We start from the raw sequence: 19,900 nt of genomic DNA on the forward strand, positions 1-19,900 counted from the left end.
CTATGATTTTTTTCTTCTTGGTTTCTATTCGTTATCTCTGATGCGCAATTTAGGGTCGTTACTGATGTCAGTCAGAACCCTCGCCAGTAATGCAGAGAATTCGCGCTCGATAACCGCTTCATCGGCACGTCCTATGGCGCTGGACTCTGCCCGACCACGATACACATTGCTGTAACGTCGGTTATTATTAATTGCCGTAACACGCAACTCAATTTCATGTTTCAGCTGATACTTCAATGCGCTGCTGGTGCCTTCAACCATTGCTTCTTCAATAGTGATAATCCATTGTAAGTTGCCATTAGTGGTTGGTTTTACCAGCGTCTGAAGAGCTCCCTCAATGGTAGCTTTTAGCGGCACGGAGGGAGCCGTGAACCGTGCTTTGTCTTCACTTTTTAACTGGCGATATAAATAGCTGTGTGAACGCTGGTCGTTAACCGTGATTTGTTGCACGGATTGCGACAGCTTATTGGTTACCGGGTTTAGATTAATAATTAACGGCTGTGGTGCACTGGCACATGCGCTGAGCAGTAAGCTGGTTAGCGCAATGAGCAAGGCGTTAGATAAACGGGCTTTTACAGATCCGATCATTGGCGTTACCTTTAAGACGAGCATTCAACAGACTAACATTCGTGCTATGATACGGTAAAAAGGGCTTCTGCTAAAACGCTTTAGCAGGTTTTTTACGCCGTGTTTAAAAGCTGTGCGGTGACTGAGGTCGCAGCAGCCAGAGGTAAAAGGGTTCATTGTGAATAAATACGCAGAAATTACCGGTTGGGGCAAATGTCTCCCTCCCGCGGTTATGACCAACGATGATTTAGCGACGTTTTTAGAGACCTCCGATGAATGGATTGTCTCGCGAACGGGAATTTCTGAACGCCGGGTAAGTCATGTTGGTACCTCTAAGCTTGCCACCGTAGCGGCTAAAAACGCGTTAGCGGCAGCCGATCTGGAGCCGGAGTCAATTGACCTGATTATTGTTGGTACCTGTACCCCTGACGAAATTATTCCTAATGTCGCGTCAGCAGTGCAGCGTGATCTTGGCGCGAAAAATGCCGCCGCGTTTGATTTGAATGCCGCCTGCAGTAGCTTTCTATATGCCATGCATATGGCGACCCAGGCTATTCGTACCGGGGCTCATCAGCGCGTATTACTTATTGGTGCAGAACGGTTAACGCGTATTCTGGACTGGACTAAACGCGAGAGTGCGGTGCTATTTGGTGACGGTGCGGGGGCAATGGTATTAGAGGCTTCTGACCAGGAAAGCGGTCTATTAGCCAGCCATATTAGTTGTGATGCCGATGCGCGCGATGTATTGAGTCTGGACTTTGGTTTAAGCTTTGATCGCTTTGGTTTTGACGGCATCATGCAATTTGACTTTATCGGTCAGGAAATATTCAAGCGCGCAGTAAAAGGTATGAATGCGGCGGTTGAAAATGTATTTGCGCAAACCGGCTTAACGACTGACGACATTGACTCGCTGATTCCTCATCAGGCAAATAAACGGCTAATCGATTATCTGGCCAAACTTTGTAAAGTGCCCAGCGAAAAGACGGTCATTAATATTCAAAAATACGGCAATACTTCGTCGGCTACTTTGCCGATTGCCTTTGCAGAGGCTGCAGACTCCGGCGTTATTAAACCCGGCGACAAGATTATGTCGGCGGTATTTGGCGGCGGGCTTACCTGTGGTGCTGGTTTGATCCAATGGGGCGAGCGCGTCACAGCAAAACAGAATAATCAAATGCAGCTGGAGCCCAGCGATTTGTCTGCGTTGGAAATGATTGTTCCGCTGCACGAAAAAACGGCAGCAGCCTGGCAAAAGCGTGAACAATAAGTAAAAAGCTGATAGGCTCGTGCTTAACAGGTACAACCAGTTAAGTACGAGGTTTTTTACATGGATACTCCACAGGTAGAAGTAAGCCACGCGGACGGCGTTGTCCGGATAAAATTGAACAGACCGGAAAAGAAAAATGCCTTTACCCAGGCAATGTATACGGCGTGCGAACAGGCGTTAATCGCAGCTGACAATGATGCGTCGGTATCTGTCGTGATTTTTGAAGGAGCAGGTGACAGTTTCTCGTCCGGTAACGACTTAAACGACTTCCTTGCCATCGAAAACCTGGACGAAAGCGCGCCACCATTTAAATTTCTGCATACCATCAACCGTGTCACTGTGCCGATCGTGGCAAAGGTTAACGGCTTAGCAATAGGTATTGGGACTACACTATTACTGCACTGCGACTTAGTCTACGCCAGTGAAAACGCCACCTTTGCACTTCCTTTTGTAAAACTTGGTCTGTTACCGGAAGCGGGCTCAAGTCTGTTATTACCGCGTTTGTGCGGTCATCAACGGGCCTCTGAATTGCTCTTGCTCGGCGATAACTTTAGTGCCCGACAAGCACAACAGTTTGGCTTTGTTAACGCGGTCGTGGCCGCAGACGAGCTCGATCAACACGTCGACAACGTCATTGCTAAGTTAACCTCACAGTCGCGTCAGGCACTTCGGATTAGCAAGCAATTGATTAAATCGCCGCAGCAATCAGTTGCTGATCGGATAAGCCACGAAGCCGGGTATTTTGCTAAAGCCTTAAGTTCAGATGAAGCGAAACAGGCAATAGCAGCAAAGCTGCAGAAAAAGTAATCAGTTAATCCGTTCTAGCTGAGACAGAGCTTGTATCAAGCCCGTGACTACGCCATAATGCACGGGCTTATTCGTAAGCGTTATGGTGACTCTGCGGGTCCCCTCGCAACACTAACTGGCGAACCCGGTCAGGCCCGGAAGGGAGCAGCCGTAGTCAGGGATGTGGGTGCCGGGGTGTGGCTGGTGGAGTCGCCACCCATCTTTATTCGTTTAAATAACTACTTCCAAACGTGATAGGCCGCCCGCAATAGTTGCGCATGCGCCTTGATTAAACGCGCCAAATTACGCTGGTAGCCGCCGCCGATAACTGCCGCGCAGCTGATGTTGTGTTTTCTGGCGGTACTCAAGACCCTGTAGTCGCGGTTAAAAATTCCATTTAAGCTAATCGACAAGTGACCCAGTTCATCTTGTCGGTAGATGTCGACGCCTGCGTCGTACAAAATAAGATCAGGTTGATGGCTGACGATTAGTTGCTCAAGCGTTGCATCGACTACCGCCAGATAGTCGTCGTCGGTGGTGCCTTTGGGTAATTTAATATCAAGGTCAGATTCCGACTTAGTAAAAGGAAAATTCTTTTCGCCGTGCAATGAGCAAGTTACCACGCGAGGTTCGTCAGCAAAGAGTGTTGCGGTGCCATCGCCCTGATGCACGTCAGTATCAAAAATAAGCACTTTGCTTTGTGGACAAGCATCAATCACCGATTTTGCTGCAATCGCCAGGTCATTGAGTAAACAAAAGCCGCTTCCCCAGTCATAGTGCGCGTGGTGATAACCGCCGGAAAAATGAATTGCGCAACCATATTGCATTGCCAACATGGCAGTATCCCGGGTTCCTGCGGCAGATGTCAGAGTGCGTAACAACAGTTGCTCAGACCAGGGGAAGCCGACCCGCCGCCATTGTTTTCTGTCGATTCTGTTATTAACTAAAGCGGTAATATAGTCGGGGCAATGCACACGCTTTACTTCACTCCAGTGCAACGGTGTTGGCTGTACCCATTGTTCTGGTTTGGCCCCGTGCTCATCGGCCCACTGCTTAAGTAAGGCATATTTCTGGATAGGGTAGCGGTGGCGTGGGGGTAACTCTAATCGACTGTAACGCGGGTGATATACAAACGGAACCAAACTAGCGGCCTTCTTCGAGTTGTTGAATAGAAGCTTCCAGCGCAGCTAATGCCTGCTGACAGCGATTCAGTCGTTTTTCCTGTTGTTGTGCGCCGATACTGTCATGCTGGCGCCGACAGTTGTCGATATTTATTAGTAAGCGCTGTTCATAGCCGCGATAGGTAGTTAACTGCTGATGCATCTGGGCTAAACGTGACTGCTGAACCAGACGTTTATCTTTTTTCTCGACGGGTAGTGAAGACCCATTCAGGGCTGTGGTCAACGCCATAAGTTGCTGACTAACCTGTTCAGCTAAAAAGTTTCGCACCTCGGGTCGGTTTGCATCACTCAGCTTGGCAATGAGTTGTTTTAGCTCCTGTACATAGTCGACAGCCAGGTTAGAACGACTATGAAACAGCGACTGCGAAAACCATTGCTCGCGCAATTTACGTTGCCTTTTGCGGTTTTCAGCATCAAATTGCTGCGCTTGTTGCTCAAGCCTGGCGACAATGTTGTCGAGTTGTTGCAAACCCTCTTTCCTTACGTGATTAGTGCGCGAACTGTGGTGAATTATACTATATGACGATGGTAACTAAACAAAGCGTTCTTTACATTCGGCATAGGTTTAAACCAGAGATGTTTAAAATACGTTAAAATTTATAACAGGCTGTTGTTCGCGGATCAAAAAGTGATACTATGCGAGTAGGGGTAGTATCCCGAAATGGGCAGTTTTTATGCTGTTTTGTGCCGGGAATGTTACCGAATAAAGATGACAGGATGTTGTCTTCAGCTGCTCTTAAATACAACAATAACGACGCGAAAAGCGCAATCCACGGCTGTTATAACGCAGTGAACACTGGCTCCGGCCAGGTTGACAGCGTATAGCCATCGTGGGAATATTCGTGGGTTATTGCTTGTTTGTTTAAGGCAAGCAAAGAGTTGGATTTGATCTTTTCGTCACTCATAAACTGGTGTTTCGCGTCGTCTCAGACGTTGAAGCGGAAGTTAATTAAAATTGGTTGGGAACTATGACCAAAGTAATCAAGAGAACCAAACTCGCTGCAACCCTGATGGGTGTGATGGCGTTTGCGAGCACCGGCGTCGCCGCTGCTCAGCAAGTTGATGTAGCGAAGCTACAGAACGAAGAACAAAAGATCCTGAACGCACAGGAGCAATCGCAACAAAAGATTGACTCGCTGTTCGAGCAAAGCCAGGACTTATTGATCGAGTATCGCTCAGTTGTTGCAGAGTACGAGAACTTGAAGGTCTATAACGACCACGTTGCTGGTTTGGTCGCTGACCAACAGGCAACTATCGACTCGCTGCAGCGTCAGATCGACGGTATCGAAGAAACCAAGCAAGGCGTCGTTCCATTGATGTATGAAATGATCGACGCATTAGCTGAATTTGTTGAACTTGACCTACCAATCCAGAAAGAGAAGCGTTTAGACCGCGTTGCTCGCTTGGAAGACTTGATGGGTAACTCAAACGTTTCTACTTCAGAGAAGTTCCGTCAGATCGTTGAAGCGTACCAAGCCGAGCTTGACTACGGTTCTGGCCTTATCTCGTATCAGGGCAACCTGAATATCGATGGTCAGGAAGTAGCTGTTGATTTCTTCCACATGGGTCGTGTGGCTTTCTTAGCACAATCATTGGACCTTAAAAACGCTTGGATTTATAACAATGAATCCAACGAGTGGACAGCGCTTGAAGATGAGTACCTTAACCCTCTGACGACAGCGATTCGTATGTCTCGTAAGCAAACAGCTTTCGATCTTGTGAAACTACCAGTATTCGCAGCGGAGAGTGCAGAATGAAACAACTAGTTAAATCGTTAATGATTGCGGCAGCAGTCAGCCTTTCTGCAGGTACGACTCTCGCTGCCAATGCGCAGGACAATACCAACGCAAAAAGCTTGGAAGAGCTGATGCAGTTGGTAGAAAAAAATCGTGTATCGTCGCGTCAATTAAGTGCCGAGCGTGAAGCTGAATTCACTGCCGCACGTGCTGACAAGCAAGCTTTGTTAAACCAAGCTAAACAGCAATTGGCTGACGAAGAAGCACGTGGTAAGCGTTTGCAGAGTCAATTCTCTGAAAACGAAATTACCCTTGCTAATAAAGAACAAGAGCTAGAAAACGCGAAAGGTACATTGGGCGAAATGTTCGGTGTGGTTCGTGGTGCAGCTACCGAGACTATCGGTCGTATCGCAACCTCTATCGTTAGCTCGCAGTACCCTGGTCGTGAAGACGTTCTGGAAAGCTTAGCTGAAGCTAAAGAACTTCCTACATTACCTGAACTTGAAGAACTTTGGATGGCGTTGCTTACCGAGATGATTCAATCGGGTAAAATAGTGACCTACAACACCGAAGTATTTCAGCTGGATGGTGGTGCAGAGTCTAAAGAAGTAACCCGTGTTGGTGTATTTAACCTTATCGATCAGAATGGTGAATACTTAACCTACAATGATACCACTGAGCAGGTTCAGCCTCTGGGTCGTCAGCCTGAAGGTTATATCGTTAGCCAAAACAGTGAGTTCACTGGCACAGGCGAAGGCTATGAAGGTCTTTATCTTGACCCTTCTCGCGGCCAAATTTTGGGTCTGTTGACGCAAAAAGCGACTCTGGAAGAACGTTATCACCAAGGTGGTACAGTCGGTTACGTTATTACCGTGGTGTTAATCATCGGTCTACTGATTGCAGTGTACAAGCTAGTTACTTTGACTGCTGTCGGCGGCAAGATGCGTTCGCAGCTTAAGAACATCGATAATCCTTCAGACAAAAACCCACTGGGTCGTGTATTGAAGGTATATCACGCGAACAAAAACAGCGATGCTGAGAATCTTGAGCTGAAACTTGATGAAGCAATTCTGAAAGAGACACCTAAGATCGAAAGCGGTATCAACGTCGTTAAGATTTTCGCAGCAATTGCACCGTTGTTAGGTCTATTGGGTACGGTAGTGGGTATGATTGGAACCTTCCAATCAATCACTCTATTCGGTACCGGTGACCCGAAAATCATGGCGGGCGATATATCAATGGCGTTGGTAACAACAGCTATGGGTCTTATCGCGGCAATCCCGTTGATTTTGGCTCACAGTTTTGTGGCAGGCCGCAGCAAGTCAATCGTTCACATCCTGGACGAACAGGCGGCTGGTATCGTAGCGGCTCACTCGGAGAAGGAGTAATCCCATGCTTTACCTGATGGAACTTTGGGAATCTATCAGGGATTTTATTGCGACCGGTGGCGACGTCCTGTACGTCGTCATGGCGGTACTCTTTCTAATGTGGGTACTGATGATTGAGCGTTATTGGTTCCTGTCTGGCGCATTCCCTAAACTTCGCAAGAGTATTATTGCGAAGTGGGACGCCCGGAAAGATACCACCTCATGGTACGCACATAGAATCCGTGAAGCATGGATTTCCGAAGCTAACGATAAACTGAATGCACGTATTCTGTTGATTAAAACCTGTGTTGCACTTTGTCCTCTGGTAGGACTATTGGGTACTGTGACCGGTATGATTACGGTATTTGAAATCATGGCAGTGCAGGGTACGGGTAACCCCCGTTTGATGGCATCGGGTATCTCGATGGCAACAATCCCTACGATGGCGGGAATGGTTGCAGCGTTATCCGGTATGTTTTTCGCGACACGTTTAGAGAGTAAAGTGCGTCGTGCGAAGCAGAGCCTGGTCGACAGTCTGCCACATCACTAAGAGAGTAAAATTATGGCACGTAATCGTATTCGCGAAGAGGAAGATGCGGCGATCGATATGACGCCGATGCTGGACATCGTCTTCATCATGTTGATCTTCTTTATCGTAACGACCTCTTTCGTCAAAGAAGCGGGTATTCAGGTAAACAAACCTGAAGCCAACCAAGCGACCAAGGAGCCTTCAGCTAACATCTTTATCGCGATCCGCGATAACGGTGAAGTCTGGATGGATAAACGTCAGGTGGATGTTGAGCGCGTTGGAGCAAACTTAGAACGTATGCTTGCAGAGCAACCAACCGACCTGGTCGTTATTCAGGCTGACAAAGAATCTCAGCATGGTCGTGTTGTCGAAGTTATGGACCAAGTTAAGGAAGCGGGTATCGATAAGATATCCATAGCAGCGGAGAACAACTAATATGGTTCGCTTTTTAGTATCTTTACTACTAGGTGCGGCCGTTACGTTTGCTCTGTTTGCTTTTATGGCTTACTTAATCGGCGGAGGGGCGAAGAGTAACGAAGCTCCACCCCCAACGCCGGTCATTGAGATCGTAACGTCGCCTCCTGAGTCCGACGTTCAACAGCGGCAGCGGACACCACCGCCACCGCCACCGCCGCCCGAGGCTCCACCTGAGACACCTCAGGCAGAACCTGACACTAGCGATAGTGGCGGCATGAACATGAACATGGGCTTTGACGTAGACGTAGGTGGTGCAGACACCGGTTTATCCGGACCTGGTAACCTACTGAACCAAGACGGTGACGCAACGCCAATCGTGCGTATTGAACCGCGTTACCCGCCATCTGCTGCCCGCAACGGCACTGAAGGCTGGGTACAACTGCGTTTCACTATTGCACCTGATGGTAGCGTAACTGACGTCGAAGTAATTGACTCTGAACCTCGTCGAGTGTTTGACCGAGAGGCTCGCCGCGCGTTGTTGCGGTGGAAGTACAAGCCGAAGGTTGTCGATGGCAAAGCTATCGCCCAACCGGGTATGACCGTTCAGCTCGACTTTACTATGGATGGGCAATAAGAAATGAAAGCAGCAATGAAGACATTTGTTAGTGCCCTTGCCTTTGCATCAGTGCTTGCGACCACATCGGTCGCGGCACAGGATTTGGGACTAAACATTCCCAGCAAAGAAACCGTAGCTGCTCAAAAGGAAAGCCGTAAAAACCAAGCTGCAGGTCAAAGTACCGGGCGTGCGATTATGGATGCTTTTGAGCTATACGAGCAAGAGCAACTTCAGGAAGCGATTACGATTCTTGAAGAAGAGTATCCGGATCTTGATCAAGGTACCTATGACCGCGCTTACATGGGGCGTTTTTTAGGAACCTTGTATGCGCAAGATGAGCAGATCGAACGTGCATTGGATATCCTCAAAAGCTCAGCCGACCAAGATGTTCTGGGTTGGAATGACCAAGCCGCGGTATTGAAGCTGGTAGGTCAGTTGGCGTTGCAGGAAGAACAATATGACATGTCGATTAACTACTTGTCGCGCTGGCTTGAGTTCACCGGTGATCTTGATCCACAGGTTCTGACTTTTGTCGCTAATGCGTATTACCAGAAGAAAGAGTTCGCTCAGGTTGTTCCCTTTGCGCGCGCTGCTCTGAATAATGCGGAAGAAGCGGATAAGAATATCTACACATTGCTGATGGCGTCTTACTATGAACGTAAGATGTATCCACAAGCAATTGAGGTATTGGAAGAAGGTATTAACCTACTGCCGGAAGTCACTTCATGGTGGCCACAACTTGCGCAGTTCTACATGATTGAAGAGAACTTCGATAAATCATTGGCAACCATGGAAACTGCTTATTTGGCGGGTTACCTGGATAAAGAAAACCAATACAAAATGTTGGTTCAACTTTATGACAATGCAGGTATTCCTTACCGTGCAGCGATCACTATGGCGAAGCACATCGATGAGGGTGATATCGAAGCAACTGCAAAAAACTTTGCAACCGTTGCTAATAGTTATCACCGCGCTAAAGAATTCGATGAAGCGACTGATTGGTACCTTCGTGCAGCTGAAGCGACAGACGATGCTGATGACAAAGGCGAGTATTACCGCAAACGTGGTAACTTGCTGATGTTAGCAGAGCGCTATGCTGATGCCGTGCAGCCTTTGCGTAATGCACTGGACTACCTGGAAGGCGATGATGAAGGCCGTGTCTACATGTCGCTGGCGGAAGCTTACTTCTATAGTGAACAGTACCCGGAAGCTCTTCGTGCGGTAAACCGTGCTGCAGAGTTTGACGGTCAACGCCGCAGTGCTCGCAGTTGGCGTGGGTATATCCAGTCAACAGCAGAACGTCGGGGCGTTAGCCTGTAACTTAAGCGCAGTTTCGACTCGCAAAAAACCCTGCCTTTGAGCAGGGTTTTTTATTGTCACCGATATTTGTGAATTTACGGTTTCTGGAGTATGATCTGCGCCGACTTTAAACAGAGGGATGTATTATGGCTGCTGAAAATTACAAAGAGCCAGCGGGTTTTAAGTACCTGCTAGCGGGCTTAATTCTGTTTGTAGGCGTTAGTTGTCTGCCGCTGGTTCTGCGGATTGTACAGTTCTTTTCTGCTTAGTAGCAGAATAATTAGCGCCAGGATTGGCGAACAATAAAGGTGAAGATTAGTATGTCCGTCTCTCTACTCGTGGTCGAGGATAAAGAGCGAACTCGTCAGCAATTAGAAGCTGAAATTAACCCACTAAATTTTAATCTAACCTTTGCCCGGGATGGGCTTGATGGCTTAAGTAAAGCGAAATCCAGCGCCTTTGATATGGTTTTGGTTGACCACAAAATGCCGCTTATGGATGGTCTTACGCTGTTGAAAAACTTGCGTGACTTACCCGTGTATAAGGATGCACCGGTATTCTTTATGACCACCCAGGATCTGATTGAGGCCGAGCCGCAAGCGTTAAAGGCTGGTGCGACGCAGTGCTTTAGTAAGCCGCTGGATGGTGAACAAGTGCGGAAAACCCTTCTTGCCAATATAGAACGTTCGGTTGCCTAGGTTATGATGACGGTTGAGCAGATTAAAGCGACCATAGCGTCGATACCTGACTACCCGAAACCGGGTATCACTTTTAGAGATATTACCCCTTTGCTACAGGATGGCGATGCATTTGCTGCTAGCATAGAGTATTTCGCTGAGCGTTATCGCGATAGTCAAATTACCCAAATAGCTGCAATTGAGGCGCGTGGTTTTATTTTTGGCGCGGCACTGGCAAAAGCATTGAACTGTGGTTTAACGTTACTTCGCAAACCGGGCAAACTGCCGGGCGAAGTCCTTAGTCAGCGTTACCAGTTAGAATACGGGTCCGATGAACTGCAAATTCGGGCTGATAGCTTGGATAAAAACGATCACGTGGTGATTATTGATGACTTGCTGGCTACCGGAGGAACCGTGGCGGCAGCGGTGCAGCTAATTCAGCAAACCCAGGCATCTATCCAGGAAGCAGCGTTTTTGGTTACCTTAGATCAATTACCGGGTGAACAAAAATTGCAGCAACAAGGGGTAGCATGCTATACCTTGTGTCGTTTTTAATGGCTAGGTAGGTTTCGACATCATGAGTTATCAGGTACTGGCACGAAAGTGGCGCCCGGCGCAATTCAACCAAGTTGTTGGCCAGACTCATGTGCTTGAACCTTTACGCCATGCCCTCGAAAATGACCGTTTGCATCACGCGTATTTATTTACCGGAACCCGCGGTGTCGGTAAAACCACCATCGCTCGCATTCTGGCCAAAGCACTGAACTGCCAACAGGGCGTTACCTCGACACCTTGTGGTGAATGTGAAAGTTGCCTGCAAATTGACCAGGGGCGCTTTGTCGATTTACTGGAAATTGACGCGGCATCGCGCACCAAAGTCGAAGACACCCGGGAACTGTTAGATAATGTCCAGTATCGGCCAACGCAGGGGCGCTTCAAAGTTTATTTGATTGACGAAGTGCATATGTTATCCCGGCATAGTTTTAATGCGCTGTTAAAGACGCTGGAAGAGCCGCCGGAGCATGTTAAATTCCTACTGGCCACTACCGATCCGCAAAAGCTTCCAATCACTGTCGTTTCCCGCTGTTTGCAGTTTAATTTAAGGGCACTGACCAGCGATCTCATCAGTGGTCAACTTGAACACGTGTTAAGCGCCGAAACCGTTCCGTATGATGCCAGGGCATTACCGTTATTAGCCCGTGCAGCGAGGGGCAGCATGCGTGATGCGCTGAGTCTTACCGATCAGGCGATAGCGCAGGGGCGTGGCCAGGTTCAGCTGGAAAGCGTGCAGCAGATGCTGGGTAACTTGCCCGTCGCTGACGTGCAGAAACTGTTGCAACACATTGTCGCAAATGATGCTAACGGCGCATTCGAGCAGCTAGAAAAAATGACTGCGTTATTGCCGGACATCAGTGTCGTTCTGACTGAATTACAAGCCTTATTACACCGTTTGGCGTTAGTTCAGCAGTTACCTGAACTAGCCAACCATGAGGAACAGTCCGCCGGCTTTAATACATTGGTACAACAAGTTCCGGCAGAGGTGGTTCAACTCTATTATCAGATCGTACTGGAGGGGCGAAAAGAGCTTCCGTACAGTGTTGACGACCGTAGCGGCGTAGAAATGACATTGTTGCGATTACTTGCATTTCGACCGACCGAGGGCTTGAATGTTGAACCATCAGCAGACTTTGCTGCCGAGCCTACCTCATTACCAGAGCCTGTCACTAAGCCAGCGCCCGCAATCGAGCCCGCGGCGGAACCAGAGCCGCAGCCGCAGCCGCAGCCAGAACCCGAACCCGAACCAGCGCCGCAGGCGTCAGATAATTCAGGCCTGGATGATTTGCTTAAAACGCGGGAGCAATTGTTGCAGCAGAGCAACGACACATCGACTAGCCCGGCACCGGCAGGCGAAAAAAAAAACACCAATGAGCCATCAGCAGAACAAAACTCGCCAAACGCCGAATTAACTCCTGTAGTAGCCCTGGGCAAGCGCCAAGAACCCAACACAATGCCTGAAGCCGGCGCCGAGCTGACGCCGGATATTCGCCGCGCAGAACAGCTCGATGAATGGGCGGCGCTTATTGTCGCGACCGAAGTCACCGGTTTAGCACGGCAGTTACTGTTAAATTCTAACCTGGAAAAGATTGCTGATAATCATTGGCGAGTTGTTGTCGCGCCTGATCAACAGAGTTTATTGAGTGCTGCGACCGAGCAGACGGTTCGCGATGCACTGACTGAGGTGTTATCCAGCAATGGAAATTTTGAGTTTACGGTTGAAGAACCCCGGGTGCCGACCCCATTAATGATCCAACAACGGATTGATGCGTATCAGCATCAACTCGCGGTAGAATGGATACATCAGAACCAAGCCGTTGCGGAGCTTAAACAACGTTTCGCGGCGGAAATAGACGACGCATCAATAACAGCGGTTTACTAAGAGGAAATTACAATGTTTAAAGGTGGTATGGGTAATATGATGAAGCAGGCGCAGCAAATGCAGGAGCGCATGCAACAAGCCCAGGAAGAAATCGCTAACATGGAAGTCACCGGTGAAGCGGGCGCAGGGTTAGTTAAGATAACTATGTTGGGCAACCATAATGTTAAGCGGGTCTCAATTGATCCAAGCTTGATGGATGACGATCAGGAAATGCTGGAAGACTTAATCGCTGCAGCAACCAATGATGCGGTCCGTCGCGTTGAAGAAACCAGTAAAGAAAAAATGGGTGATGTTACCGGCGGTATGGGATTACCACCGGGTTTTAAAATGCCATTTTAATCGCATACGGGGTGGAGTAATACATGGCACAGGGTTTAAGTCCTGCAATTGACGCGCTCGTTGATGACCTGAAAAGGTTACCGGGTGTTGGCCAGAAAACTGCGCAGCGAATGGCCTTTTATTTGCTGGAACGCGACCGACAAGGCGCGATGGCCTTATCCGCTAGCCTGCAGCAGGCCGCTGACCGTGTAGGTCATTGTCAGCAATGCCGAACCTTAACCGAGGAAGCTCTGTGCCGGATTTGTGCTAACCCCGCACGACGTGAGAGCGGGGTTGTCTGTATTGTCGAAACTCCTGCCGATGTATTAGCTATTGAGCAGACATCACAGTTTAAAGGGCGCTACTTTGTATTAATGGGGCACCTGTCTCCGCTCGATGGTATCGGTCCTGCAGATATAGGGCTGGATGAGCTTGAACTGCAACTCAAGGAAGGTCCGGTTGAAGAAATTATCCTGGCTACCAACCCTACCGTAGAAGGCGACGCTACGGCCCATTACATTGCCGATATTGCCGAACAGCTGGGTATAAACACCACGCGTATTGCTCACGGTGTTCCGGTGGGTGGTGAGCTGGGCTACGTGGATCAGACAACACTTGGCCATGCGTTTAGCGGGCGCAAACAATTTTCTCGATAAATCAGCACAGGTAAGTGCTTGAAATTCTCCTATCGATCCCCATTTCTTAAGCATATTGGGTGAAATGAATGATAGGAGAACATCACTATGGCGGAAGCCGGTCAAACTGAAAAGCATGGATTTCAGACAGAAGTAAAGCAACTGCTGCACTTGATGATCCACTCGCTTTATTCTAATAAAGAAATCTTTTTACGGGAACTGGTCTCTAACGCCTCAGATGCGGCAGATAAGCTGCGTTTTAAAGCGTTAAGCGACAACTCGCTGTATGGCGATGACAGCGAATTGCATGTGCGCGTCTCGGTTGATAAAGAAGCCCGTACTATCACCATTAGTGACAACGGTATCGGTATGACCCGTGACGAAGTCATGAATAACCTGGGTACTATCGCTAAATCCGGCACCGCTGAATTTTTCGGCCAACTTTCTGGTGATCAGGCTAAAGACAGCCAGCTAATCGGTCAGTTTGGCGTGGGCTTTTATTCAGCCTTTATCGTTGCCGAAGAAGTGACAGTGCGTACTCGTTCAGCGCTGGAAAAAGGCAGTGTTGGGGTACAATGGCACTCAAAAGGTGACGGCGAATTTGAGTTAGGCGAGACCGAGAAAGCCCGTCGTGGTACCGATATCATCCTGACCTTAAAAGAAGGTGAGGATGAATTTTTAGATGACTTCCGCCTGCGCGGTATCATCAATAAGTACTCTGAGCACTTAAGTATTCCGGTACAAATGTGGAAAGAACCGGTCCCTGAACAAGAAAACGAAGACGGTGAAAAGACACCGGCAGAACCGGGCCAATGGGAAACCGTTAACTCGGGCAAAGCGTTATGGACGCGCGATAAAGCTGACATCAGCGATGACGAATACAAGGAGTTTTACAAGACGGTTGCTCACGATTTTGATGATCCGCTGTTGTGGAGCCACAATAAAGTCGAAGGTACTACTGAGTATACCAGCCTGTTGTACATCCCTAAGCGTGCGCCATGGGATCTGTGGAATCGTGAACAGCAACACGGTGTAAAACTGTACGTAAAACGCGTCTTTATTATGGATGATGCGGAACAGTTAATGCCGACTTACCTGCGTTTTGTAAAAGGTTTAATCGACACCAACGACTTGCCACTTAACGTGTCGCGGGAAATTCTGCAGGACAATAAAGTGACCCGCGCGATGCGCAACGGTAGCACCAAGAAAGTGTTGCAGATGCTGAAAAAACTGGCCAAAGATGACAGCGAGCAGTATCAGCAATTCTGGGATACTTTCGGTAACGTCCTAAAAGAAGGTCCGGCTGAAGATAGCGGCAACCGTGAGCGAATTGCTGAATTGTTGCGGTTTGCTTCAACCCATGGCGATTCTTCTGCGCAGACAGTCAGCCTGGATGATTATCTTGAGCGCATGAAGGAAGGCCAGGACAAGATTTACTATATTGTTGCGGATAGCTACGAAGCAGCGAAAAACAACCCGGCGCTGGAAATATTCCGTAAAAAAGGCGTTGAAGTGCTGCTGTTGTCAGATCGCATCGACGAATGGTTAATGAGTCATTTAACTGAGTTTAAAGAAAAGCAACTTCAGTCTGTGACTCGCGGCGACCTGGACTTGGGTGAGCTTGATGACGAACAAGACAAACAAGAGCAGGAAAAAGCCGAAGAGGCGTTTAAAGATCAGCTTAAACGGTTCGAAACTGCCTTAGGCGATAAAGTTAAAAAGGTGCGTGTAACACACCGCTTAACCGATTCGCCGGCGTGTATTATTACTGATGAACACGATATGAGCACACAAATGGCTAAGCTGATGGAAGCAGCGGGTCAGCAGGTGCCCGAAACTAAATACATCTTAGAAGTTAATCCAAGTCATCCTTTAGTCGTAAAAGTGACTGAAAAAGACGACGATGTATTTAAGCAGTGGGCAGAGGTTCTGCTCGACCAGGCAACCCTTGCGGAACGCGGTAGCCTTAAGGATCCCGCGTCATTTGTCAGTAAGCTAAACCGCTTGATGCTGGACGCTTAAACTTACTGACACCGTGGCAGTTCGGACCACTGCCACGGCCCTTCTGGCTTGTAAAAACGCCCTCATCGGGGTAAAGTTCCGAACAAACTTTTTCAAATTAAACAATGAGGCTGTATATGCGCATCATTTTGCTAGGCGCTCCCGGAGCAGGGAAGGGAACACAAGCTCAGTTTTTGATGAATACTTTTGGTATTCCGCAGATCTCTACCGGCGACATGTTGCGGTCGGCAATCAAGTCAGGATCTGAACTGGGTAAAAAAGCTAAACAGGTTATGGATGCAGGTCAGCTGGTATCTGATGAAATCATCATCGAGCTGGTTAAAGAACGGATTGCTGAACCTGATTGCCAAAATGGCTTTTTACTGGATGGCTTCCCTCGCACTATTCCACAAGCAGATGCGATGCGTGAACATGGTATCGAGGTTGATCACGTACTGGAATTTGACGTGCCGGATGATGTTATCGTTAAGCGCATGAGTGGTCGTCGTGTACATCCCGGTTCCGGCCGTGTTTATCACGTTGAGCATAACCCGCCGCAGCAAGAAGGTAAGGATGACGAAACCGGTGAAGAGCTGGTTATCCGTCCTGATGATCAGGAACAAACCGTACGCAAGCGTTTAGCGGTTTATCATGAGCAAACTGAGCCACTGGTAGAGTACTACCAAAAACTGGCTCAAGAGACCGATACTGAGTATCATAAGGTCGATGGTACGAAGCCAGTTGAACAAGTTAGCCAGGAACTCGGCAGCTTGTTGAAGCAATAGTCGAGTTAATGCATACTCCATTGCGATTGAGGCTCACCCTTTGGTGAGCCTTTTTCATTCTAACAATAATAACTCTAGGATAATTTATGGCACCTTCGTTAACTTATACCGGATTGTACGCAGCGTTACTGACGCTACTCTATATTATTCTGGCGGTACGAATTATACGTTTACGCTGGAAGTACCGTGTAGGAATAGGTTCAGGCGCAGCCGAAGAATTAAAGGCGGCGGTGCGCGTTCACGGTAACTTTATTGAGTATGTACCACTGGCACTTATTCTGCTGGGTATCATAGAGTTCAGCGGTGTTGCTGTAGTTTGGGTGCATGTTATCGGTATCGCGTTGTTGATTGCGCGCATTGCACATGCCATTGGTTTAACTTTATCAGTTGGGGTATCGTTGCCACGATCTATCGGCGTGTTAGGTACTTTTGCGGTGTTACTGCTGGCTGCGGGGATCTTGCTGGGCCGGTTTATCGCAACCCTGGTATAGGAGTCAATAATGAAGGAAATCACTGCCGGTTGTTACTTTATCGCCGCTGAAGCGGCTGACGCCGATACCGTGGTACTGCTGCACAGTTCGCAAAGTGCCAGCTCGCAATGGCGGCAGCTAATGCAGCAGTTGCAGGGTAAGGTGAATCTGTTGGCCGTGGATTTACTCGGCTACGGTAATGCGCCACAACCCGAGGCTAGCGCACATTTTCGTTTGGCTACAGAGGTGCCGCGCGTGCAGCAGGCGCTGCAGGCGGCTAATATTCAAACACCGGTGATAGTCGTGGGTCATTCCTATGGCGGTGCGTTAGCATTAAAACTGGCGACCGAAGGGGCGATTGCTGTCAGTAAACTGGCACTATACGAACCGGTATCCTTTCATGTGTTGCCGGACGATTCGCCAGGCATGCAGGAGATTAGAACCGTCAGTGATGCCATGCATGGCAAGGATGCAACCGAATGTACACGCACCTTTGTTGATTACTGGAATCAGCCGGGTTACTTCGACGCACTGCCGGCAAAGATTCAGGGCCTGATGGTAAGGCAGGCGGCAAAAGTTGCATTAGACTTTGACGCCTTGTTAAATGAACCATTGAGCTTGAAAGACTACGCGCGTTTGCAGCAGCCGTTATTATTGATGACCGGAGAGTTTACCCGGCGCAGTGCTCAGGCGGTAGTGCGATCGTTAACGACAGTACTGACTAACGCGACTGTTAAGCAAGTGCCTGCGGGACACATGGGACCATTAACTCACCCTGCCGAAGTTAACCCGTTAATCATTGATTTTATTCAGTAAGTGACCATTAAAAATGACACGCCGCACTACCGAGATCGTTAAACTAAGTCGCTTGACCGGCCCCATCCTTATCGCGCAATTAACGCAAATGTTAATGAGCGTAGTTGATACCGTGATGGCGGGCCGAAAAGGCGCGATCGACCTGGCATCGGTGTCTGTCGGTGGCAGTATATTTGTGCCAATGACGCTATTGATCTTTGGTTTAGCGCTGGCGTTAGCGCCCATTATTTCTCACTTCGATGGTGCCGGGCGTCATCGGCGTATTGCCAACATGCTGCAACAAGGGTTTTATGCTTGCGCCATGATTGGTGTGATCACATTACTGTTGATGAGTGGCTCGCCGTACATACTCGATATGATGGAAGTCGAGCCACAGTTTCGGGAAACGACCCTGGAGTACTTATTTTATATCGCCTGGGGCATTCCCGCATTCGTACTTTACGCGGTATTAAGGAACTTCTGTGAGGGACTTTCCAACACCATGCCATCGCTGGTGATTGGTTTCGTCGGGCTGATGATCAATATTCCGGCGAATTACATTTTTATCTATGGCCATTTTGGCGCGCCGGAACTTGGCGGCGCCGGTTGCGGGCTTGCGTCTGCGTTAGTTTTCTGGGGTATGGCGATTGCTATGGCAGTTTATGTGTTTACTGCCAAACGCTACAAAAAACTGCGCTTACTGAGACGCTGGTATCCGCCTAACTTTGATGACGTCACCTATATCAGTCGGCTGGGTTTTCCGATATCGATGTCGTTGTTCTTTGAAGTTAGTTTATTTGCCGCTGTTGCGCTGTTGATTGCACCATTGGGACCAACGGTGGTCTCCGCTCACCAAATTGCCCTGAATATTTCGTCGCTGGTGTATATGGTGCCGTTAAGTATTGCCATGGCCGTCACGCTACGAGTCGGTTTTGCCTTAGGCGCGGGCGACCCTAAAAACGCGATGCTGAGCTTTAAAATGGCGATGTGGATTGGGGGTGTCTTTGCCGCGGTCAATGGCTTAATCATGTGGTTAGGCGGGCAATGGCTGGCCAGCTTATATACTCCAAATCGCGAGATCATTGAGCTGGCGGGCACGTTGATGGGGCTAGCCGCTATTTTCACCTTATCAGACACCTTCCAGGTGGTCGCAATGGGTACTCTGCGCGGCTATAAAGATACTAAGTATCCGATGTTGATGGCATTTGTTTCGTATTGGCCATTCGGCCTGACTGTAGGCTATGTATTAGGGCGTACCGACTTAGTGGTGCCGGCGATGGGCGCCGCGGGCTTCTGGGTAGGCTTTATTAGTGGTTTGTCGGTGGCGGCGGTACTGCTGACGATACGCTTGCGCTATATCGCCAGCCATTATGAACGGCGTCAGTTTCAGCAACAGCTAAACGAAGGTTAACCCTGACGCTGTTGCAATACCTTAAGCACCGCTTCCAGGTCCGTGTCTGAGGCTTGCAGAACCACCAGCAAGTGATACAGCAGGTCGGCACTTTCGTTATGCAGTTCGTCGATATCCTTAACCGCAGCTGCAAGTGCGACTTCGACGCCTTCTTCGCCGACTTTCTGGGCAGCCCGTTTAACGCCGGCATTAAAGAGCTTGGCTGTATAACTGCTTTGCGGATCAGCGTCTTTACGTGACGCTATCACGTTATTCAGCTGCTGCAACAAGGGCGCCGGTGCATCAGCAAAGCAGCTGCGGGTGCCTAAATGGCATGTCGAGCCGTTGGGTAGGGCAGTAACTAACAAGGCATCAAGGTCACAATCGCTGTATATCCCCTGAAGCTGCAGCGTGTTGCCCGAACTCTCGCCTTTGGTCCACAGACGCTGCTTGCTGCGGCTATAAAAGGTAACGCATTGCTGCTGCAGAGTTTCTGATACCGCATCCGCTGACATGTAGCCCAGCATCAGAACTTCGCCGGTTAACGCGTGCTGCACCGTGCAGGGAAGCAAACCATCCATTTTGTCCCAGGCCAACTGGGAAATCGTCTCTCGAGTAACTTGCATT

General features: G+C 48.9%; 23 protein-coding genes and 1 other RNA gene. 20 read left to right on the forward strand and 4 right to left on the reverse strand.

The window, feature by feature from the left end; all coding sequences use genetic code 11:
* Positions 1–24: 24 nt before the first annotated feature.
* The gene (locus KZ771_RS01530; protein WP_290654153.1) at positions 25–588 is read right to left on the reverse strand and encodes a YajG family lipoprotein; all 564 of its coding nucleotides are present in this window, start codon (positions 586–588) and stop codon (positions 25–27) included.
* Positions 589–745: 157 nt separating this feature from the next.
* On the opposite strand from KZ771_RS01530, the gene KZ771_RS01535 reads away from it, so the two are divergent.
* The 3 genes from KZ771_RS01535 to ffs all read left to right on the forward strand — a co-directional run bounded on the left by KZ771_RS01535 (position 746) and on the right by ffs (position 2,830).
* A complete protein-coding gene (locus KZ771_RS01535; RefSeq protein WP_290654154.1) occupies positions 746–1,834 on the forward strand; it encodes a ketoacyl-ACP synthase III in 1,089 nt (362 codons plus the stop codon).
* Positions 1,835–1,894: 60 nt separating this feature from the next.
* Complete coding sequence (locus KZ771_RS01540) at positions 1,895–2,641, forward strand: enoyl-CoA hydratase (protein ID WP_290654155.1); 747 nt, start codon at positions 1,895–1,897, stop codon at positions 2,639–2,641.
* 92 nt (positions 2,642–2,733) lie between these two features.
* An RNA gene (gene ffs / locus KZ771_RS01545) (signal recognition particle sRNA small type) lies at positions 2,734–2,830 on the forward strand.
* Between the two features lie 29 nt (positions 2,831–2,859).
* On the opposite strand, the gene KZ771_RS01550 is transcribed toward ffs, so the two are convergent.
* Together KZ771_RS01550 and priC are read right to left on the reverse strand one after the other, a co-directional pair.
* The gene (locus tag KZ771_RS01550; protein ID WP_290654156.1) at positions 2,860–3,762 is read right to left on the reverse strand and encodes a histone deacetylase; all 903 of its coding nucleotides are present in this window, start codon (positions 3,760–3,762) and stop codon (positions 2,860–2,862) included.
* 1 nt (position 3,763) lies between these two features.
* Positions 3,764–4,270, reverse strand: coding sequence for a primosomal replication protein PriC (gene priC / locus KZ771_RS01555; RefSeq protein WP_290654157.1), 507 nt, complete (start codon positions 4,268–4,270; stop codon positions 3,764–3,766).
* Positions 4,271–4,769: 499 nt separating this feature from the next.
* Between priC and KZ771_RS01560 the strand changes: the two genes are divergently transcribed.
* The 17 genes from KZ771_RS01560 (at position 4,770) to KZ771_RS01640 (ending at position 19,294) form a co-directional block, all read left to right on the forward strand.
* The gene (locus KZ771_RS01560) at positions 4,770–5,558 is read left to right on the forward strand and encodes a DUF3450 domain-containing protein (protein WP_290573205.1); all 789 of its coding nucleotides are present in this window, start codon (positions 4,770–4,772) and stop codon (positions 5,556–5,558) included.
* On the forward strand, positions 5,555–6,925 hold the full coding sequence (locus KZ771_RS01565; protein ID WP_290573201.1) for a MotA/TolQ/ExbB proton channel family protein: 1,371 nt from the start codon (positions 5,555–5,557) through the stop codon (positions 6,923–6,925). Before KZ771_RS01560 ends, KZ771_RS01565 begins: the two co-directional genes overlap by 4 nt.
* Positions 6,926–6,929: 4 nt before the next feature.
* Positions 6,930–7,454, forward strand: a complete 525-nt coding sequence (locus KZ771_RS01570) for a MotA/TolQ/ExbB proton channel family protein (RefSeq protein WP_133540374.1) — start codon at positions 6,930–6,932, stop codon at positions 7,452–7,454.
* Between the two features lie 12 nt (positions 7,455–7,466).
* Positions 7,467–7,868, forward strand: coding sequence for a biopolymer transporter ExbD (locus KZ771_RS01575; RefSeq protein WP_290573197.1), 402 nt, complete (start codon positions 7,467–7,469; stop codon positions 7,866–7,868).
* A 1-nt stretch (position 7,869) separates the two neighbouring features.
* Entirely contained in the window at positions 7,870–8,484 is a 615-nt protein-coding gene (locus tag KZ771_RS01580) for an energy transducer TonB (protein ID WP_133540376.1), read from the forward strand.
* A gap of 15 nt (positions 8,485–8,499) precedes the next feature.
* On the forward strand, positions 8,500–9,786 hold the full coding sequence (locus tag KZ771_RS01585; protein ID WP_243734572.1) for a hypothetical protein: 1,287 nt from the start codon (positions 8,500–8,502) through the stop codon (positions 9,784–9,786).
* 125 nt (positions 9,787–9,911) lie between these two features.
* Positions 9,912–10,034, forward strand: a complete 123-nt coding sequence (locus KZ771_RS01590; protein ID WP_279513248.1) for a hypothetical protein — start codon at positions 9,912–9,914, stop codon at positions 10,032–10,034.
* A gap of 51 nt (positions 10,035–10,085) precedes the next feature.
* On the forward strand, positions 10,086–10,463 hold the full coding sequence (locus tag KZ771_RS01595) for a response regulator (protein ID WP_290654158.1): 378 nt from the start codon (positions 10,086–10,088) through the stop codon (positions 10,461–10,463).
* 6 nt (positions 10,464–10,469) lie between these two features.
* A complete protein-coding gene (locus KZ771_RS01600) occupies positions 10,470–10,997 on the forward strand; it encodes an adenine phosphoribosyltransferase (RefSeq protein WP_290573235.1) in 528 nt (175 codons plus the stop codon).
* Positions 10,998–11,019: 22 nt separating this feature from the next.
* Complete coding sequence (gene dnaX, locus KZ771_RS01605) at positions 11,020–12,879, forward strand: DNA polymerase III subunit gamma/tau (protein ID WP_290654159.1); 1,860 nt, start codon at positions 11,020–11,022, stop codon at positions 12,877–12,879.
* 12 nt (positions 12,880–12,891) lie between these two features.
* Positions 12,892–13,218, forward strand: coding sequence for a YbaB/EbfC family nucleoid-associated protein (locus KZ771_RS01610; protein WP_133540382.1), 327 nt, complete (start codon positions 12,892–12,894; stop codon positions 13,216–13,218).
* Positions 13,219–13,241: 23 nt separating this feature from the next.
* Positions 13,242–13,853, forward strand: coding sequence for a recombination mediator RecR (gene recR / locus KZ771_RS01615; RefSeq protein WP_290654160.1), 612 nt, complete (start codon positions 13,242–13,244; stop codon positions 13,851–13,853).
* An 87-nt stretch (positions 13,854–13,940) separates the two neighbouring features.
* A complete protein-coding gene (gene htpG / locus KZ771_RS01620) occupies positions 13,941–15,854 on the forward strand; it encodes a molecular chaperone HtpG (protein WP_133540384.1) in 1,914 nt (637 codons plus the stop codon).
* Between the two features lie 116 nt (positions 15,855–15,970).
* Positions 15,971–16,618, forward strand: coding sequence for an adenylate kinase (gene adk / locus KZ771_RS01625; RefSeq protein WP_290654161.1), 648 nt, complete (start codon positions 15,971–15,973; stop codon positions 16,616–16,618).
* A gap of 86 nt (positions 16,619–16,704) precedes the next feature.
* Entirely contained in the window at positions 16,705–17,109 is a 405-nt protein-coding gene (locus KZ771_RS01630; RefSeq protein WP_290654162.1) for an MAPEG family protein, read from the forward strand.
* 9 nt (positions 17,110–17,118) lie between these two features.
* Positions 17,119–17,904 (forward strand): alpha/beta hydrolase, encoded by a 786-nt coding sequence (locus KZ771_RS01635; protein ID WP_290654163.1) that lies wholly within the window; start codon positions 17,119–17,121, stop codon positions 17,902–17,904.
* Between the two features lie 13 nt (positions 17,905–17,917).
* Positions 17,918–19,294: an MATE family efflux transporter gene (locus KZ771_RS01640; protein WP_290654164.1), complete on the forward strand. Its 1,377-nt coding sequence runs from the start codon at positions 17,918–17,920 to the stop codon at positions 19,292–19,294.
* Here the strand turns inward: KZ771_RS01640 and hisIE are convergent.
* Positions 19,291–19,899: a bifunctional phosphoribosyl-AMP cyclohydrolase/phosphoribosyl-ATP diphosphatase HisIE gene (hisIE, locus tag KZ771_RS01645; protein ID WP_290654165.1), complete on the reverse strand. Its 609-nt coding sequence runs from the start codon at positions 19,897–19,899 to the stop codon at positions 19,291–19,293. The genes KZ771_RS01640 and hisIE overlap by 4 nt on opposite strands.
* Position 19,900: the final 1 nt, after the last annotated feature.

Source organism: Idiomarina sp., assembly GCF_019431395.1.
Lineage (GTDB): Bacteria > Pseudomonadota > Gammaproteobacteria > Enterobacterales > Alteromonadaceae > Idiomarina.

What these genes read in the sequence shown, in the direction of transcription:
- KZ771_RS01530 (WP_290654153.1), bottom strand. Translation starts at nt 588, where the DNA reads ATGATCGGATCTGTAAAAGCCCGTTTATCTAACGCCTTGCTCATTGCG.
- KZ771_RS01540 (WP_290654155.1), top strand. Translation starts at nt 1,895, where the DNA reads ATGGATACTCCACAGGTAGAAGTAAGCCACGCGGACGGCGTTGTCCGG.
- KZ771_RS01560 (WP_290573205.1), top strand. Translation starts at nt 4,770, where the DNA reads ATGACCAAAGTAATCAAGAGAACCAAACTCGCTGCAACCCTGATGGGT.
- KZ771_RS01565 (WP_290573201.1), top strand. Translation starts at nt 5,555, where the DNA reads ATGAAACAACTAGTTAAATCGTTAATGATTGCGGCAGCAGTCAGCCTT.
- KZ771_RS01570 (WP_133540374.1), top strand. Translation starts at nt 6,930, where the DNA reads ATGCTTTACCTGATGGAACTTTGGGAATCTATCAGGGATTTTATTGCG.
- KZ771_RS01575 (WP_290573197.1), top strand. Translation starts at nt 7,467, where the DNA reads ATGGCACGTAATCGTATTCGCGAAGAGGAAGATGCGGCGATCGATATG.
- KZ771_RS01580 (WP_133540376.1), top strand. Translation starts at nt 7,870, where the DNA reads ATGGTTCGCTTTTTAGTATCTTTACTACTAGGTGCGGCCGTTACGTTT.
- KZ771_RS01585 (WP_243734572.1), top strand. Translation starts at nt 8,500, where the DNA reads ATGAAGACATTTGTTAGTGCCCTTGCCTTTGCATCAGTGCTTGCGACC.
- KZ771_RS01590 (WP_279513248.1), top strand. Translation starts at nt 9,912, where the DNA reads ATGGCTGCTGAAAATTACAAAGAGCCAGCGGGTTTTAAGTACCTGCTA.
- KZ771_RS01595 (WP_290654158.1), top strand. Translation starts at nt 10,086, where the DNA reads ATGTCCGTCTCTCTACTCGTGGTCGAGGATAAAGAGCGAACTCGTCAG.
- KZ771_RS01600 (WP_290573235.1), top strand. Translation starts at nt 10,470, where the DNA reads ATGACGGTTGAGCAGATTAAAGCGACCATAGCGTCGATACCTGACTAC.
- dnaX (WP_290654159.1), top strand. Translation starts at nt 11,020, where the DNA reads ATGAGTTATCAGGTACTGGCACGAAAGTGGCGCCCGGCGCAATTCAAC.
- KZ771_RS01610 (WP_133540382.1), top strand. Translation starts at nt 12,892, where the DNA reads ATGTTTAAAGGTGGTATGGGTAATATGATGAAGCAGGCGCAGCAAATG.
- recR (WP_290654160.1), top strand. Translation starts at nt 13,242, where the DNA reads ATGGCACAGGGTTTAAGTCCTGCAATTGACGCGCTCGTTGATGACCTG.
- htpG (WP_133540384.1), top strand. Translation starts at nt 13,941, where the DNA reads ATGGCGGAAGCCGGTCAAACTGAAAAGCATGGATTTCAGACAGAAGTA.
- adk (WP_290654161.1), top strand. Translation starts at nt 15,971, where the DNA reads ATGCGCATCATTTTGCTAGGCGCTCCCGGAGCAGGGAAGGGAACACAA.
- KZ771_RS01630 (WP_290654162.1), top strand. Translation starts at nt 16,705, where the DNA reads ATGGCACCTTCGTTAACTTATACCGGATTGTACGCAGCGTTACTGACG.
- KZ771_RS01635 (WP_290654163.1), top strand. Translation starts at nt 17,119, where the DNA reads ATGAAGGAAATCACTGCCGGTTGTTACTTTATCGCCGCTGAAGCGGCT.
- KZ771_RS01640 (WP_290654164.1), top strand. Translation starts at nt 17,918, where the DNA reads ATGACACGCCGCACTACCGAGATCGTTAAACTAAGTCGCTTGACCGGC.
- hisIE (WP_290654165.1), bottom strand. Translation starts at nt 19,899, where the DNA reads ATGCAAGTTACTCGAGAGACGATTTCCCAGTTGGCCTGGGACAAAATG.